Source organism: Mucilaginibacter sp. SG564, assembly GCF_013149275.1.
Classification (GTDB): Bacteria; Bacteroidota; Bacteroidia; order Sphingobacteriales; family Sphingobacteriaceae; genus Mucilaginibacter.
In genome coordinates this window covers 127,778-144,549 of sequence record NZ_JABGNA010000002.1, presented here as the reverse complement: position 1 = coordinate 144,549, position 16,772 = coordinate 127,778, and the positions used below count along the sequence as shown (strand labels likewise).

Genomic DNA, 16,772 nt, shown 5'->3' with positions numbered 1-16,772 from the left:
AACATTAAACATTTAATTGCTATGGAAAATCAATCCGGTCAACCATCTAAGAAAAACTCCAACGTCATTTATTTCCTCATTGTGGTGGTCTTGGCTCTATTGGGTACCGATGTGTATCTGTACTTGCAAAAAAACAAGTCGGATACTAAGATCGTGTACCAGCATGATGAACAAACCCGCCTGCAAACAGAATTAGACAGTCTTGAATCACAAATTCAGCAGGTAAATGCAGGTAAAGCCAAATTATCCCAGCAAATGCAAGCCAAAAACGACTCATTGGTTTCCAAAATTAAAGTATTGAGAACCCAATTGGCTAAAGGGAAATTAACCAAAGCTGAATTGGTTAAGGCCCAGGAAGATGTGAAACAATTAAGGTATTTTGTAACTAAATACACTGCCGATATTGAAGAACTGAAAAAGCAGAATCAATCGTTAACTACCGAAAGGGATACGCTAAAAACCAACCTGGCTACGGTAGCTAAAAAGGCCGATACGCTCACTAAACAAAACCAGGATCTGGACGCGAAGGTGAAGGTGGCTCAAGCCCTTAAGCTGGCCACGGCAAATGTAGTAGCGTATAAGGTGAAGAACAGCGGTAAAGAGGTTGATGTTACCCGTGCCGGCCCAGCTAAAAAAATCAAGATCAACTTTACAGTGGCCAGCAATAGCATCGCTATAAAAGGTCTGCACGATATTTATGTGCGTATCATTGATCCAACAGGCAATCTGATTACCCCTGCCGATGGCGGAACTTTCAGTGCCGACAACCAGGATCTGCAATACACCTACAAAACGTCCATCGACTTTAAGGACGACGGCAGCCAGTACACTATTGATTGGGTAAACCCGAACCTACCTTTCCAAAAGGGTACTTATACCGTATTACTTTATGCCGATGGTGGTACCATGGGTAAAACAGGCTTTACACTTAAATAAGTTTATTTAATACATATAAAAAAGCCCCGTTCCGGATATCGGAACGGGGCTTTTTGTTTTTTTCATCCAGGGTTGTAAGGTCCAGAGTCTCTATGGGCGAAATAACGCAATTGATTAAAGCCTCTGTTCAATAGATGATGGTTAGCGATAGTGAAGGATCTGTTTAGCAATATGCATGATCGCGAATTGATCGTTCACCCCAGGGGCTCTCACTCTCGGTTTACAAATTAAAAAAGTTATACTCCAGCCTTACCAGGTACATGTTCTTGCTGTTGCGTACCATGTCATTGTAAAGTGGCGTACGGTATGACAGGTCCAGGCGGCAAACACTGTTAAATATAAACTGCACTGCCGGTGCAATATCCAGGTAACTTTGTCCATGACCCGGATTGGTTTTACCCAATAACTCAGCATACAGGTTAACATTGGTTTGCTGATAATCGCGATAGTTTTTTGGGAATAACAGGTATCCGGCCGATAAAGTATAGGCCAACGCGTTGCGGGCTTGTAACGGCGAAAGGTTATAGCCCCCACGATTATCAAAAGCCCGCAAATAACTTGCCGAGCCGGATAATGCCAGCTTATGCAAAAGCTGGGTAAATACCACACCGCTTTGCAGGCCGGAGTTGTCGCCTTCCAGCGTTATTTCCTGGTTAACAATGGGATTATTGATGCTGGACGTCTTCGCGAAAAATGCTCCACGAAAATGCTTCTGTACCGTATCTATAGATAAGAACCGGTATTTGGCATATACACTACCCCCTTCAAAATGCTGATTATTGCTGTAATAATCAGATACGTATAATGAGCCGTGTATCATTAAATGCCTGCTTACGCCATACATGGCCTCAAAGCTTGTACGGTTTTTATAGTCGGGTTTAAAAAATCCCTGGTTCTCCAAACGCAGGCCAAGCGAGCCTGTGGCCATATTGCTGGCTGGTTCAGTATTTACATATAATTCCTGCGAAAATGCCGGATACGTCAGTGCCATAAGGCCAATAGCCAATATCAATTTCTTCATGATGATAATGCTTGATGAAGAATTAAATAGCTAAATGATAAATACGACCGCTTGCAGGGGCAGTATCGGTAACCTGGCCCAGGTATTTTTTGGACACCGATTTTGGGGCGAAGCCGTTATCAACTACTGTGAAATTTACATTGCCTGTAATGGCTTTATCAGCAGGGTTTAATAACCTGTATGTATCGCCGCCATAACTGAAAATGTTATTGGCAATCTTGGTATTATCAAAGTTAAAAGTAGCTTTTAAGCTGTTTACCGAAAAGCCTGAGCCTTGAACCTTTTTGCTGATCTGCTCAAAACTTACCGGCACATCGCTTTTAAAAGTAATGAGATATAAGTTGTGCATCAGATCGGTTTTGATATCGCCTATAAAAGGGAGGGTACGTAATGCTTTTTCGGTTGATTTGGCGCACAGGGCGCAGGTAAGGCCGCTAACTTGCAGCTCGGCTTTGGTGAACTGGGCTTTTGCTGCGGTAGCAGTAAATACAAAAAGTACAATAAATATTTTTAGAGCTTTCATTTTGATCTTTTAAATTAATTGTTGAAAAATAAACTACCGGTAATTTTACCGGGTATTCGATAAGCAATTAATGTTGATCAGATACGAAAAATACAATTTTTAATAAATGTGGCTACGTTTTGCCAGGGCATGCCGGGCGGCCCGCGTTTAGGCGAAGGGCTGGCAAATGATTGCCTGGATGGTGTAAAAAATCCGCTGAAAGATAAACGGGGGATATCAAATCCAAAAAGTTTAGAGATGATGGAAACCGGTTCAATCTGGTGCGCGTCTTTTACCTTAATCTGTATTTGTTTGTCCTTGCAGCATTTCATTTTGCTGCAATCCTGAGCCATTTTACAACTAACGGCCGGCGAATCAATTTTAACAGAAGCTATCTGCGTACCACAATAATGCAGATTAAGAGCAAAGCCCAGTACTGTAACCGTGTACAGCAAGGTTAATAATAAAGCTCCCGATCTTTTTATCATAATAACAAAAATAACGGATTAACTTATTGATTACAAATTGTTTTTAGATATTCCGGGAATAGATTGAGCTGATGGGTATAAACGCAAAGAACCCGGCCCTCGCGGCCGGGTTCTTTAATTAACTTGATCTTATTATATGGTTATTATTGGGCAGATTGTTTAGCCTGCTGTTTCATTTGATCATTAGCCACAATTACTATCTCAACCCTGCGGTTTTGCGCACGGCCTTCTGGTGTCCGGTTATCAGCAATCGGTTCGGTTTTACCCTTGCCAGATGTGGTTAAGCGGGATGAGTTTACATTATTAGACACGATATATGATTTCACAGCTTCGGCCCTTCTGATAGACAGATCCATGTTATGTTGTGCTGTACCAGTACTATCGGTATGGCCAACTATCAAAATATTAGTGTTGGGGTTGTTTTGTAACGAGGTAGCCAATTTTTGCAGGTTAGATTGGGCAGCGGGTTTAACATCAGATTTGTCGGTGTCAAATAATATACCCGAATCAAACTTAACCAAAATGCCTTCACCTTCACGTGTAACGGTAGCTCCGGGAACGGTTTGTTTTATTTCGGCAGCCTGCCTGTCCATGTTACGGCCAATAAAGGCACCGGCAGTACCGCCTACAGCACCACCAATAATGGCCCCTAACGCGGTATTACCTGCTGCTTTACCTATAAAAGCACCTATTGTACCACCTGCACCAGCGCCAATCGCTGCGCCTTTTTGAGTTTTAGTCAATGAATCACAGCCTGAGCCTAAAATGCCGACGGTGGCTAAAGCCAAACTCAGGGAGGCTATCTTAATTCGAAGAGTTTTCATATATAATTATGATATGTTTTAGATATCATTTGCAAAGCCAGTGCCAAAAACAATAAAAAACAGGCTTTGTTTTTTAAAGTGCCTAAAAGTGTATTGCGGCTATATTTTTTTAATATTTAAGTAAGGAATTTTCAAAATGGCGATTGATATTTTGGCCAGACTGCAAATAATGGCTTGTTTTTAGTACAAAAAATGTAAAATTGTCGATACAAATATGACCGCCTATATGATCAATTAGCCACGATAAGTGTAGTTGGGAATATCAACTTGAAGGTACTACCCGCGCCTTTATCCGAAATTACCTCAATATCGATGTCATGAAAGGTAGCTATTGATTTAACAATAGGTAAACCCAGACCAAAGCTATCCTGCTGAAGTGATTGCCTGAACTTTTTAAAACGGTTAAATATAAAAGGAATGGCTTCGGCGTCGATACCAATACCATTGTCGGCTATGCTGATGATAAAGTTATTATGTCCGGCGGTGCCTGTTATCTGGATGTAGCCACCCTCGTTATTGTATTTGATAGCGTTATTGATGAGATTGAAAAATAAATTAAACAACAGGAATTTATTAATATTCACCATGTTCCAGTTTTCGGGGATATCAATGCTGTAACTGATATTTTTATCTTGCAGGCGTATGGAAATTTCGTCATATACATCCTGCAGTAATTCAGTTACCGGAACTTTATCTTCTTTTAAAAATTGTTCGTTCTCAATTTGTGATATCAGCAAAAGGGTTTTGGTAATACTCTTTAAACGGTTCAGGATCTTCTGCATTTCGATCAGACGTACCTTCAGGTCGTCGCTGATGTCCTCTTCCTCAAACATGTTCTCGATCTTGGATTGCAGGATAGAGATGGGGGTCATCAGTTCATGCGAAGCGTTGGAAATAAATTCACGTTCCTTCTGAAACTTATCGGCAATTGTCTCCACCATTTTATGGATGCTGATATCCAGGTATTCAAAGTCGGTAGTAGTAGTGCGTACTTTTTTATAAGCGTTAAAATTGGGGAACTTTTGGCCAACAAGCTTGGTTTTAATAATAAGCCGCAAAGGCTTGAGCACATAATTGGAATAAAACTGATCGGCCAGAATGGTCAGTAATATCATACCCAGCAATACCTGGAAGGCGATATTTTGCAGCGGGATGCTGGTTTCATCAAGCGTATCCACACTTTTGCCTATTTCCAGTAGATAATTCTTATTCTTGACTTTAAATGTATGGCTTAGTATCCGGTATTCGAGGGTGTCGCCTTCGCTGAACAAGCGTTTACCCAGTTTAATGGTATCTAAAAAGTAATTTGGATCTACTTCGTCCAAACTTATGAATTCTTCTTTAAGGGGCAGATAACTACCATAAGGCTCGCCATTTTCTATATAAGTTTCAATACCATGGCTTTTTACTATTTGCAACAGCTTGTTTTTTTGTTTGATGAGCTTACTATCAACATAGTTACTGCTTATATTTTTGATCAATACGGGTACCAGCAATACAAACAGTACTACGATAACCAGTTTTGATATGGCGTTAAAAAGCGTAAGTTTTGTTCTGAGTCTCAATACTTAAGCGTTGATCTTTATTTTATAGCCCAGGCCACGCACCGTTTCCAGCCAATCTGGCGAGCCAAAGGCGTTTAACTTTTTCCGTATATTTTTGATGTGGGCATCAATATAATTGGAGTCATAGTCGTTATTAACCACGCTGCCCCAGATATGCTCACTTAACTGCATACGGGTTAAGGTTCTGTTTTTATGTAAAATTAAATAGGCTATCAGGTCAAATTCTTTTTTGGTTATGGTATTTACAACGCTGTTGCTATGCGATATAGTACGATTGGTAAGATCGATGAGGAAGTCTCCAAGTTCAATGGTATTATTTTTTACCCCAAATTTGCGGCGAATGATAGCCTGCATACGACTTTGAAGCTCGAGCAATGAAAACGGTTTGGGTAAATAATCGTCGGCGCCCAGGTCAAGACCCTTGATGCGATCATTAATTTCGGCCCGGGCAGTAAGTATGATACAGGCGGCTTCAGAATCTACTTTTTTTGCTTCCCTTAACAGATCGAGGCCATCATAATCGGGTAGGCCCAGATCAATCAGAATAAAATCATACAAGTTAACCGCTATTTTTTCAGAAGCTGATGTACCGTTGAAACACACATCGCAGATGTAGTTATAATTGGTCAGGAATATTTCCAGCTCCTGTGCAAGCGCGCGTTCGTCCTCAATGATCAGTACATTCATACGCCGTTAATAAAAAAGGTAGTAAAATGTAAAGTTAAAAAACGATTCCCGCCTGTTTTCGAGGGTGCCTTCCACGTTAACCGGCATCGAGTAGCGCCAAGAGGCTTCCAGGGTATAATGCGGCCGGTTATAGGCAACCGGGACTTTAAAACTATAATTGAGCACATTGAAAACCCTGTTTCGGCGCGCGGCCGCAAGATTAAGGTGTTCCAATACATCGGGAGGTAAAACATGCTGATAGTTATGATCAACTTCATAACGCTGCACAAAATTCTGTGTTCCCAGAATCACATTGAATGAAGGATTGAACGACAGATAGTCTTTATCATCAAAAATGCTCCAGCTGCTTTCGAAATACTTTGAAGTGCTTACGGTAGTAAAAAAGTCGTTCGATTTCCCGAAAAGATAATCCAGGATAACGGTGGTTTTAAAGAGTTTCCAGTCGTAAGCATTTTTAAGGTTGATATCATTGGATGATGCCGATTTGATAACATTGGCGTATTTGTTAAATATGAACCGGGTATAACTGGCCGCGCCCGAGAATGATTTGGAAAACTTATAAAAATAGCCGCCACCTACATCAACCTCGTCAACGGGGGCATAACCCAATACTTTGAGCACCGAACCGTATACAAACACGCCCGATTTACTGTTATATATCGCATCGCCGGTAATAAAGGGGTACTTGATTGGGCCGGTGCGACCGAAAAATAAGGCGTCGCTGCCATAACTTACACCCACAGAAACCGATTGTTTCCTGACAATGGTGTCGGTATCGGCAGTAAGTTTATAGTCGCGACCTTTTGGCAGAAGGCTCCTGTCAATACCTGCAGCGTATAGGGCATTGCTGCCGGCAATAAAAAAAAGTAAGCAAAGGTACTTCATCAATAAATCTTTATTAACCTGTTAATTGCCATTTCTTCTGGGTATCTCCGGCGGGCGTTCCATGCCCTCTGGCCGGCGTTGTCTTTTGGGTTTGGGTTTAGAGGTAACGGGTTCCCCTGAATCATCAACCTTTGTGGGCTTAGCCTGCTTTTTTGGTTTTGCTACCTCTTTAATTTTATTTTTTTCATCCTTCGCGTTTTTTGCCAATATCGTATCCGCAGGAATTTTATAGTGCTGAATGATGGCGATAGTACTATAGACAGGGTCTGACAGCCTGTTTTTAGCGCCGGCAAATAACAAACATGGTGCAAATATCAATATCAGGACAATATACGCAAACCACTTTATCATTGAGGGGAAGAAAAACTTAAAATTGTTGTCAAATATCGGTCAATTTAAACAGTTAAATCCAAGGGGAGGGATGCTGTTAATAAAAATACCATCTGCTTTGGCGCTTTGTATACAAAACGCCAAAGCAGATGGGTAATGAGAAACTGCAGGTTGGCCAGAATAATGATGATATGTTTATATATAAATGCTTGTATCAGATACTAACATCCTTTGACGTATAAATACGGTTTTGGTCGTCAATAATAATACAGGCAATTTGATTTAACTGGTTGATCATATACAGGCCCGCGTTAACACCAATGTTGATAAGTGGCGAAGCCATAGCATCTGATAATTCGGCTGTTGGGCTGATGATGCTCACGCTGGTGATCTCGCTTACCGGGAATCCCTTTTTGGCAGTCATCACGCTTACAAATTTTTTGTTGCTGATGCTGGCATATTTTTCGGCATTAATTGATGTGGCAAATGCCATGTTGCTGATATCCAGGTGGGCAAATGGTTGTTTTCTTTGTTCCGGATCGGCAGCGGCAACTGTCCATGGTTTTTGGTTGGGTTGCGTACCCCAGGTTAGCAGATCGCCACCGGCGTTGATAACGCCACTGCTTACTCCATTCATTTGCAAAATGTATTTGGCCCGGTCGGCAGCATAACCTTTGCTGTTAGCGCCAAAGCCAATACGCATACCTTTTTCCTTTAAAAAAACGGTTTGTTTAGTGGCATCAACCACTACATTTTTATAATTGGTAAGCATCACCGGCGAAGGTGCTATCTTAACATCGGCATTTTCGGTAAGCGCGGTATCATCACCAGTATAAGTGGTACCGGTAAAATAGGTAATATCAAATGCTCCGTGTGTAAGCTCTGATATTTGCAGTGCCCTGTCAATCAGTCTGAAAATTTCGGCATTCGCTTTCACCGGTTCGATACCCGCGTTGCGGTTGATCTGGTTAATATGACTGTCTTCGCTAAAAGCCGACAGTAATTTTTCAACGCGGTTAATTTCGTTGATGGCAATATCAATTTGTTCATCGGCCAGTAGAGGATCATTCCCAACTACACTAATTTCAAATTTATCACCCATTAAGCGTACACTGCGCTTGTAAGTGGTTAAATTATTGGTTAAAGTTTTTACTGCCAGCATAAATAAAATTTAATTATTGTCAAAAAAATAAACAGTGTTGTAAAACGCTAAAAGCAATACGGAAGTGTTGTTAAAAGCGCTACATTATCGCTGTACAAAAACGAAAGTAGCCCCCTTATATGAAAATAAGATGAAAAAGACAGTGTAATTATCGCATCGCGATAGTTTTCACATTTTTTAAATTGGATTACAGTTGGTTAGGTGTGAGGGGTTACCTGTAAATTAAAAATGCCCTAAGCATAGGGCTTAAGGCATTTTTATATCATTAAAGGGTTTTTGCCCTGATCACAAATCAGGTGAAAACAGCTTTAAACTACTGTTCCTTCTTTTAATTTTTCGGCATTCTCGGCAAATTGCAAGGCTTCCATGATGTCCTGCAGGTCGCCGTTCATTACGCCGGGGAGGTTGTATATGGTAAGCCCGATGCGGTGCTCGGTTAAGCGGCCCTGCGGATAATTATAGGTACGAACCTTAGCAGAACGATCGCCGGTTGATACCATGGTTTTACGTTTTTTAGAGGTTTCTTCCAGGTGTTTTTGCAATTCCATTTCATACACACGTGAACGTAATACCTGCAAAGCCTTATCGTAGTTTTTTAACTGCGATTTTTGATCCTGGCATTGCGCCACAATGCCGGTTGGGATGTGGGTTAACCTCACTGCAGAATAGGTGGTGTTTACCGACTGACCGCCTGGTCCCGAAGCGCAGAAAAGATCCTTGCGGATATCACTTACCTGCAGATCGATATCAAATTCATCAACCTCGGGCAATACCACCACCGAAGCGGCCGAAGTATGTACCCTGCCCTGGGTTTCGGTATCGGGTACACGTTGCACCCGGTGAACGCCCGATTCATATTTTAAGTTACCGTAAGCATCTTCGGCATTTACGTTAAACACAATCTCTTTATAGCCACCGCTTGTACCTTCGGTGTAATCAACCAGTTCGGTTCTCCAGCCGCGTTTTTCACAATAGCGCATATACATGCGGTAAAGATCGCCGGCAAAAAGGGCCGCTTCATCACCACCGGTACCGCCGCGGATCTCGACGATGGCATTTTTGCTGTCTTCCGGATCTTTGGGGATCAGCATCAGGCGGATCGCTTCTTCTTTTTCTTCGCGCTGGATCAATAGCTCATCCAGTTCGGTTTTGGCCATTTCACGAAACTCTTCGTCTTTTTCTGTAGCCAGGATCTCTTTATTAGTATCAATATTGCTGATGATGTTGCGATAGATATGGTACTCATCAACAATTTTGGCAAGGTCCTTATATTCCTTATTCAGTTGGGCAAAGCGTTTCATATCCGACATTACTTCCGGATTACTCAGTTCACCTTCAACACTTTTCCAACGTTGAAATATCAGTTCTAATTTCTCTAACATATATTATCCTCAATATCTATAACTTATTACAGTTAATGGTGGTCCGGGTTAAGAAAATTCTTTATGTTTTCGTTCGGGATACAGACTTACTGTAAAAAGCGCACAAAAATACATATTTTCAGGCATATATAATTCAGTGTATTGTAAGTTATGGGTAGTAAGCGGCGAATGATGAGCAGCGAGTGATATAGATGACTGGAAAATTCATATATTTATCCATCAACTTAAATCCTATTATCATGGGTGGACTTGGAGCACCAGAAATTATTCTTGTTCTTATTGCATTTGGCATTATAATCATTTTTCCGGTATGGGGGTACCGAGCGGGTTCAAAAAGAGCTATCGGACCTATAGGTGGTTTACTCTTAGGGCTGTTTTTGAACTGGATTGGCATAATTATAGTTTATTGCACCAACAGAATTGATGAGCAAAAGAGCTACAACTTCCCTGATCAGTCATCTGCAGATGAATTGAAAAAATATAAGCAGCTATTGGATAATGGTGCGATAACCGAAGCGGAATACCGGATTCAAAAAGCCAGGATTTTAAACTCAAACGGATATTAAAGCTTTTCAAATTGCTTTAGTTTGAGCTCGGTTCCGTCAAACTCAGCGTAGGTATTGTAATTTACCCATTCGCCCAGGTTAATGTAGCGGCTGTTGGGGTTTAGCTGTATATCCAGTGGCAGGTGCCGGTGGCCGAAGATGAGGTAATCGTAAAAATTGGTTTGCAGTTCTTCGCGGCAAAAAGTAACCAGCCATTCCTGCTCTCCGGGTTTGGGGTTTTCTTTCTTTTGATTGCTGATACGACTGTTGGTTGACCAGTAATTGGCAATGCCCACCCCAAGGTTAGGATGTATGCGGGCAAAAAGCCATTGGCAAAATTTACTGCGGAAAAAGTTTTTCAGCACTTTGTAAAATCCGTCACCCGGCCCGAGCCCGTCGCCATGATGCAGGAAAAACTTTTTGCCATTCCGTTCTATTTTCAATTCGTTGCTAATGATGATCGCCCCAAATTCCTTTTCAAAATAATCAAACATCCACATATCGTGGTTGCCTTTAAAAAGATAAAGTTTTACACCAGCATCAGTAAGCTCTGCCAGTTTGCCTAAAAAACGGGTATACCCTTTGGGTACTACGGTTTTATATTCAAACCAAAAGTCAAATACATCGCCCATTAAAAACAATTCGGCGGCATCGGCTTTAATGCTATCCAGCCAGCGAACTATCCGGTCTTCGCGTTTACGGCTTTCAGCATAGCCGCCGGTGCCCAAGTGAAAATCAGAAGCAAAGTAAAGTTTGTTACGGGTTGGCATATCCGGCAAAAATACAGTTTAAGCACGAAAGGAAGAAGCGGAGCTGGGCACGGTATTTATAAGCCAAACATCCGGCCCTGCTTATGGTTATATATCTACTAAACCAATAAAATTATGGCAAACCCAGAAAACCCCAACCTCGACGATGCTCAGGAAGAGAAAGACCCTGGTAATGAATTTGAACAGGGCGAAGAACATGATACCGGCAACCAAATATTGGATGCCGACGAGCCCAATATCAGCGGCCTGGAAAGGGCAAGCCGAGCCTCGGAATCAGCCTTTACGTTGAACTTTGAAGACGGGATTGCGCCAAAAGCAGATCAGCAGGAAGGTAAGAATAAGGATAACAAACCGGGTGGTTAAACATTTGTAAATATTTGATGACAAGCTCGGTATATCAAAGCTTTGATTTATACTTACATCAATGAAAAAGATATTAACCTCGGCTTCTTTGCTGTTGATGTTTGCCGGAGCGGCAAATGCGCAGCATGCTTTTAACGCCACCGAATTTAAAAACAACCTGGGTAAACCGGCACCCTTTGCGATACTGTTTACTCTATGAAAATGGTAAGCGATACTCTTACCCTGCTAAACCTGGGCGGTGCTTACCCGCATCAAAAATATACCATCGCGGTAAAAGGCAAAACAACGTTAGATCTGCAGCATATCAAAGGCAAGCAAGTTTGCGTAACGGGCACTTTCGAAATGTTTAAAGAACAGCCCGAAGTTGTGGCTACCCAGCCTCAACAGATAGAAGTGCATTAAACAAAAAAGGCGTGTCATACAAACTACCCTTGGTGTGGGCTACCCGTAATTTGAAGTTTAGCCGGTTATATTTATAAAAAAGTGGGTTTACACTTTTTGTTCTAAAAAAATATTTAAATAATTGATTTTCAATAAAATAAGTCGATGTTAACCCTAAAAAATGTAAACCATGTAAACCCACTTTTGTTAATGGAATCAATCCCAACCGGTATCTGAATAGGGCAAAAAAAAGAGGCCGATCATGATTGATGATACAGCCTCTTTTTTTGCTAAACAGATTTCGTCTGTTTTATTTCAATTAAAACTCTTTTACCAGGCCAAAAACTATCTGCCCTTCGGTCATAGGTTGTTTGGTAACTATACGGCCCACGTTGCTGGTGCGGCCGGTGGTAGAAATAGTTGGCCCGTCCGACTTAACATAATTGCCTTTCAGTAACAGATCCCAGCCAGAGCCCATATCAAAGCGAATGGCTGCACTACCTCCGTAAGCAAAGGCGGTACCTTTTGAGCTTTGTTGGGTAAATGTTGCAGTTTGCGCAGGTACCCCGGTAATGGCAACTTCTACACTTGGTGTGGCGGTATTTTTAATAACACCTGCTGATGCTCTCAGGTCAAACCTTAAGCTGTGGTATACAAATGTATATTGCGGGCCGAGCAAAATATTGTAGCTACGGTAACGCTTGTCGGCAGTTACGGTTGAACCGTCGGCTTTAAAATCATCAGTATATCCTTGTGAAATTTTTTGATCATCATCAAAGGTTAAATTACCCTGGTCTTGCTTGGATATGGTATAACCTATGGCAAAATGTTTGTAAAAATAAACGGCCCCGTCTATACCCATTACAAAACCATTTTTGGCAAAGCCTGCTTTTGGATTACTGTAATCGGTGCTTTTAAAATCGCTCAACGCGCGCGACTGGCCACCAAATATGCCAATATAGCTTTTAAGCTTGGCCGGTGCATCGCCATCATTCTGACTATCCTGGGCCCTTGCGTTCAACACTATCAGCATCATTAGGGCTGCCGTAATTAATGTAAAGATTTTTTTCATGTTATAAATTTGTACTAACAACTTGTATAGGTTTGCCGTTCACCGCATTATCCGGTTTAGCAAACGTGTAAAAAAAAGCATTATTATCAATAAAGGCCCGGATAGTAAATATCCATTGTAAATAAATAATTACACGCGAAGCCCATTATCAATCCAAACCAGATTAATTACCCTGGTTTGGGCTTGTTTCCTTATTCGGGGGCTAATATAGCTCGCCCCGCTCAATTAAATAGCAGGATTAATTAAAATTAACAACTTTTAACTTTCATTGGTTCATTTGTTCATGGGTACAAGATGGATAAGCCAGCGACTCCAATTTGCTAAGACCAATGAACAAATGAACCAGTGAGCAAATGAACAAATTTCCTACCTTTAGTTTTCCTGTAATTTAAAAGTCAATATGAAACTAACTACCTGTTTATTCGCGTTTGCTGTTTTATTTTGCAGCTATACCCATGCACAACAACAAATGACTATAAAAACACTTCCCTACCCTCAAACCAAAAAAGTTGATACCGTTGATACTTATTTTGACACCAAAGTACCTGACCCATACCGCTGGCTGGAAAATGACCAGGCGGCTGATACTAAAGAGTGGGTGACAGCTGAAAATAAGGTTACCCAAAACTATCTGGGCCAGATCCCATACCGCGAAGAAATACGCAAGCAGCTGGAAACTCTGTGGAACTATGAAAAATACAGCGCTCCATTTAAAGAAGGCAAATACACCTATTTTTATAAGAACGACGGGCTGCAAAGCCAGTCTGTTTTGTACCGGCAGATGGGAGATAATGGTACCCCTGAAGTGTTTTTAGATCCCAATAAATTTTCGGCCGATGGCACTACCTCGCTACAAGGGATAGATTTTACCAAAGATGGCGACCTGGCCGCTTACCAGATATCCGAAGGCGGATCTGATTGGCGCAAGGTGATCGTGATCAAAACCGCCGATAACAGCGTGGTAGGCGATACCCTCACCGATATCAAATTCAGCGGCCTTGCCTGGAAAGGTACAGATGGTTTTTATTACAGCAGTTATGATAAACCAAAGGAAGGTAGTCAGCTGTCGGGTATGACACAGTATCACAAATTATATTACCATAAACTGGGCACCCCGCAAAGTACCGACAAGCTTATTTTTGGTGGTGATAAAACCCCGCGCCGCTATATAGGTGCGTACCTTACCGAAGATGAGCGTTTTTTGGTGATCACCGCGGCTACATCAACCACCGGTAATGAATTGTATATCCAGGATTTGAGCAAACCCGGCAGCGATATTGTAAACGTGATTGATAATTTTGATAACCAGCATTCCATATTAAATAATGTGGGCAGTAAGCTGTATATCCTTACCAATATTTATTCGCCCAACTTTAAAATTGTTACTGTTGATGCGGCAAACCCAGGCGTAACCCACTGGCAAAACCTCATCCCCGAAACCAAAAATGTATTGAGCGCCACCACCGGCGGCGGCAAGATCTTCGCCGAATACCTGCAGGATGCTACCTCATTTGTGCAGCAGTACGATATGAATGGCAAACTGGAACGCACCATTACCCTGCCATCGGTAGGTACAGCCTCTGGCTTTGGAACAAAAAAGGGAGAGAAGGAAACCTATTACACGTTTACCAATTATGTATATCCCACCACCATTTTTAAGCTGGATATTGCTACGGGCAAATCAACCCTGTATAAAAAAGCGGGAGTGAAGTTTGATCCCGAGCAATACGAATCGAAACAGGTGTTTTATACCTCGAAGGATAAAACCAAAATCCCGATGATCATCACCTATAAAAAAGGTACGGTACTGAATGGTCAAAACCCTACCTTATTATATGCCTATGGTGGTTTTGGTATCAGCTTAACACCTGCTTTCAGCACATCAAACATTATATTGCTGGAGCATGGCGGTATTTACGCCGTGCCGAACCTGCGTGGCGGCGGCGAGTATGGCGAAACCTGGCATCGCAAGGGCATCAAAATGAAAAAGCAGAACGTGTTTGATGATTTTATTGCTGCTGCCGAATACCTTATCAAAAATAAATATACCTCTAAGGAGCACCTGGCAGTATCCGGCGGTTCAAACGGTGGCCTGCTCATAGGAGCGATGATCACCCAGCGGCCTGATCTGTTTAAGGTAGCTTTCCCTGCCGTAGGCGTTTTGGATATGCTGCGTTACAACAAATTTACAGCGGGCGCGGGCTGGAGCTATGATTATGGTACCGCCGAAGATTCGAAAGAGATGTTCCAATACCTGTACAACTATTCGCCATATCATGCCTTAAAACCGCAGGAATACCCGGCCACCATGGTTACCACCGCCGATCATGACGACCGTGTAGTACCAGCGCACTCCTTTAAGTTTGCCGCACGCCTGCAGGAATATCAAAAAGGCACCGCCCCGGTACTCATCCGTATTGAAACCAAAGCGGGCCACGGTGCCGGGCAGTCAACAGCCCAGGTGATCAGCGGCCAGGTGGATAAATGGGCATTCATGTTCTGGAATATGGGCGTGAAATGGTAAGGTTGTGAGTAGTGAGTGAAAAAGCCGGGTATGTGCGGATCCCCTCTTGAGAGGATAATAGCACATGATCAGACAGAACAAGCTTTGTTAAAGAATAACAATGACGCAGAGCCGACTCACCCGATCTGCGCTTCGCTGGATCACCCTCTCTTCGCCTTTGGCGGAAAGAGGGTTGAGAAAAAAGAAATGAAAACCCCCTCTATGCGCGAAGCGGAGAGAGGGGTGACGAGCGCAGCGATGTCGGGGTGAGTCTATACTGCGTTCGACTCTTGTTGCATGGTTTTTCATGAGCGGGAAATTTGAAAAACAATATTTGAGGAACTAAATAATTTTATGAAGCATTTTTTTATTGCTGCACTATTATTCTGCAGCATTTCATCAACCTTTGCCCAATCAAAAAAGCAAAATATCAATGTTGTTTTTATCGGTAATAGCATTACGCAAGGCGTACAACTGGCTGATCCTGCTACCGAAGCGCCGCCAGCTACCGCGATCGCCTGGCTGCGTAAACAGGCCAACCTGGGGACGGTTGAATTTAGCAACCAGGGCCACAGCGGTTATACCACGCTTGATTTTTTACCCGGCACCAACACCTTTGCCCAGGTAGAACAAGCCGCGGGTGCTTTCGCCGATAAGGATGCTCTGCTCATATTCTCCATGAAACTGGGTACTAATGACAGCGCCATTCAAGGTCCTCATGGTTCGCCAGTTTCTCCGGTTGATTATATCCAGAATGTAAAAACGATAACGGAGAAACTACTGACCGATTTTCCGAAAGCTATCGTTATTTATCAGCATCCCCTTTGGTATAGCCCCAATACTTATAATGGTGCAAGGTATTTACAAGAAGGTTTATCCCGCCTGCAAAGCTATGTGCCTAAACTGGACAGCCTGGTATTTGCTTACGGCACCACCAACCCAAACCATGTTTTTGTGGGGGATAAAAAAGGATTCAACTATTTCAAGAAACATCACCTAACCGATCTGATACCTGAAAAGGGCAATCAGGGCACATTTTACCTGCACCCCAACAAACAAGGCGCCTTGGCTTTGGGTGAGTTCTGGGGTAAGGCGATTGAGAAGGTGTTGAGGAAGGTGGCTAAGTAATGGATTATCTTAAGTAATAAATACTATATCATGTCATTGCGAGCGCAGCGTGGACAACCGACCGCAGGGAGCACCGCCGTTGTTGGTGTTGTCACCAACAACAATCTGCACGAGTAATTAACCAGAACGTATAATGTTGGTGACAACACCAACATTGGCCGGAGGAACTTATAAAAAGTATTTTAAAGCCCTCTCCTTTGGAGAGGGTTGGGTGAGGCTTCGATACCT

General features: G+C 42.4%; 19 protein-coding genes. 7 read left to right on the top strand and 12 right to left on the bottom strand.

Annotated elements, in window-relative coordinates; all coding sequences use genetic code 11:
• Window positions 1–21: 21 nt before the first annotated feature.
• On the top strand, window positions 22–936 hold the full coding sequence (locus FHW89_RS05165) for a hypothetical protein (RefSeq protein ID WP_172333964.1): 915 nt from the start codon (window positions 22–24) through the stop codon (window positions 934–936).
• A 220-nt stretch (window positions 937–1,156) separates the two neighbouring features.
• On the opposite strand, the gene FHW89_RS05160 is transcribed toward FHW89_RS05165, so the two are convergent.
• The 10 genes from FHW89_RS05160 to prfA form a co-directional block, all read right to left on the bottom strand.
• Entirely contained in the window at window positions 1,157–1,957 is an 801-nt protein-coding gene (locus FHW89_RS05160; RefSeq protein ID WP_172333963.1) for a hypothetical protein, read from the bottom strand.
• A 22-nt stretch (window positions 1,958–1,979) separates the two neighbouring features.
• Window positions 1,980–2,480 (bottom strand): heavy-metal-associated domain-containing protein, encoded by a 501-nt coding sequence (locus FHW89_RS05155; RefSeq protein WP_172333962.1) that lies wholly within the window; start codon window positions 2,478–2,480, stop codon window positions 1,980–1,982.
• A 77-nt stretch (window positions 2,481–2,557) separates the two neighbouring features.
• Window positions 2,558–2,947 (bottom strand): hypothetical protein, encoded by a 390-nt coding sequence (locus FHW89_RS05150; protein WP_172333961.1) that lies wholly within the window; start codon window positions 2,945–2,947, stop codon window positions 2,558–2,560.
• Between the two features lie 143 nt (window positions 2,948–3,090).
• Window positions 3,091–3,771 (bottom strand): OmpA family protein, encoded by a 681-nt coding sequence (locus tag FHW89_RS05145; protein ID WP_172333960.1) that lies wholly within the window; start codon window positions 3,769–3,771, stop codon window positions 3,091–3,093.
• Between the two features lie 230 nt (window positions 3,772–4,001).
• A complete protein-coding gene (locus FHW89_RS05140; RefSeq protein ID WP_172333959.1) occupies window positions 4,002–5,336 on the bottom strand; it encodes a cell wall metabolism sensor histidine kinase WalK in 1,335 nt (444 codons plus the stop codon).
• A gap of 3 nt (window positions 5,337–5,339) precedes the next feature.
• Window positions 5,340–6,023 carry a response regulator transcription factor gene (locus FHW89_RS05135; protein WP_172333958.1) on the bottom strand — a complete coding sequence of 228 codons (684 nt, stop codon included), beginning with the start codon at window positions 6,021–6,023 and terminating at the stop codon, window positions 5,340–5,342.
• Window positions 6,024–6,029: 6 nt separating this feature from the next.
• On the bottom strand, window positions 6,030–6,908 hold the full coding sequence (locus tag FHW89_RS05130) for a hypothetical protein (protein WP_172333957.1): 879 nt from the start codon (window positions 6,906–6,908) through the stop codon (window positions 6,030–6,032).
• Between the two features lie 21 nt (window positions 6,909–6,929).
• The gene (locus FHW89_RS05125; protein WP_172333956.1) at window positions 6,930–7,259 is read right to left on the bottom strand and encodes a hypothetical protein; all 330 of its coding nucleotides are present in this window, start codon (window positions 7,257–7,259) and stop codon (window positions 6,930–6,932) included.
• A gap of 193 nt (window positions 7,260–7,452) precedes the next feature.
• A complete protein-coding gene (locus FHW89_RS05120; protein ID WP_172333955.1) occupies window positions 7,453–8,400 on the bottom strand; it encodes an FAD:protein FMN transferase in 948 nt (315 codons plus the stop codon).
• A 308-nt stretch (window positions 8,401–8,708) separates the two neighbouring features.
• Window positions 8,709–9,782 carry a peptide chain release factor 1 gene (gene prfA / locus FHW89_RS05115; protein ID WP_172333954.1) on the bottom strand — a complete coding sequence of 358 codons (1,074 nt, stop codon included), beginning with the start codon at window positions 9,780–9,782 and terminating at the stop codon, window positions 8,709–8,711.
• Between the two features lie 239 nt (window positions 9,783–10,021).
• On the opposite strand from prfA, the gene FHW89_RS05110 reads away from it, so the two are divergent.
• The gene (locus FHW89_RS05110; RefSeq protein ID WP_216650488.1) at window positions 10,022–10,348 is read left to right on the top strand and encodes an SHOCT domain-containing protein; all 327 of its coding nucleotides are present in this window, start codon (window positions 10,022–10,024) and stop codon (window positions 10,346–10,348) included.
• On the opposite strand, the gene FHW89_RS05105 is transcribed toward FHW89_RS05110, so the two are convergent.
• Complete coding sequence (locus FHW89_RS05105) at window positions 10,345–11,097, bottom strand: UDP-2,3-diacylglucosamine diphosphatase (protein WP_172333952.1); 753 nt, start codon at window positions 11,095–11,097, stop codon at window positions 10,345–10,347. The two genes, FHW89_RS05110 and FHW89_RS05105, sit on opposite strands and share 4 nt — an antisense overlap.
• Window positions 11,098–11,211: 114 nt before the next feature.
• Here FHW89_RS05105 and FHW89_RS05100 point away from each other — a divergent pair, with 114 nt between their 5' ends.
• From FHW89_RS05100 to FHW89_RS05090, 3 genes are all read left to right on the top strand, one after another.
• The gene (locus FHW89_RS05100) at window positions 11,212–11,460 is read left to right on the top strand and encodes a hypothetical protein (protein WP_172333951.1); all 249 of its coding nucleotides are present in this window, start codon (window positions 11,212–11,214) and stop codon (window positions 11,458–11,460) included.
• Window positions 11,461–11,521: 61 nt separating this feature from the next.
• Window positions 11,522–11,659 carry a hypothetical protein gene (locus FHW89_RS05095; RefSeq protein ID WP_172333950.1) on the top strand — a complete coding sequence of 46 codons (138 nt, stop codon included), beginning with the start codon at window positions 11,522–11,524 and terminating at the stop codon, window positions 11,657–11,659.
• A complete protein-coding gene (locus tag FHW89_RS05090; RefSeq protein WP_172333949.1) occupies window positions 11,656–11,862 on the top strand; it encodes a hypothetical protein in 207 nt (68 codons plus the stop codon). Before FHW89_RS05095 ends, FHW89_RS05090 begins: the two co-directional genes overlap by 4 nt.
• A 298-nt stretch (window positions 11,863–12,160) precedes the next feature.
• Here the strand turns inward: FHW89_RS05090 and FHW89_RS05085 are convergent, their stop codons facing one another.
• Window positions 12,161–12,913 carry a hypothetical protein gene (locus FHW89_RS05085; protein WP_172333948.1) on the bottom strand — a complete coding sequence of 251 codons (753 nt, stop codon included), beginning with the start codon at window positions 12,911–12,913 and terminating at the stop codon, window positions 12,161–12,163.
• Window positions 12,914–13,313: 400 nt separating this feature from the next.
• On the opposite strand from FHW89_RS05085, the gene FHW89_RS05080 reads away from it, so the two are divergent.
• The gene (locus FHW89_RS05080) at window positions 13,314–15,437 is read left to right on the top strand and encodes a prolyl oligopeptidase family serine peptidase (RefSeq protein ID WP_172333947.1); all 2,124 of its coding nucleotides are present in this window, start codon (window positions 13,314–13,316) and stop codon (window positions 15,435–15,437) included.
• Window positions 15,438–15,770: 333 nt separating this feature from the next.
• Window positions 15,771–16,544 (top strand): GDSL-type esterase/lipase family protein, encoded by a 774-nt coding sequence (locus tag FHW89_RS05075; protein WP_172333946.1) that lies wholly within the window; start codon window positions 15,771–15,773, stop codon window positions 16,542–16,544.
• Window positions 16,545–16,772: the final 228 nt, after the last annotated feature.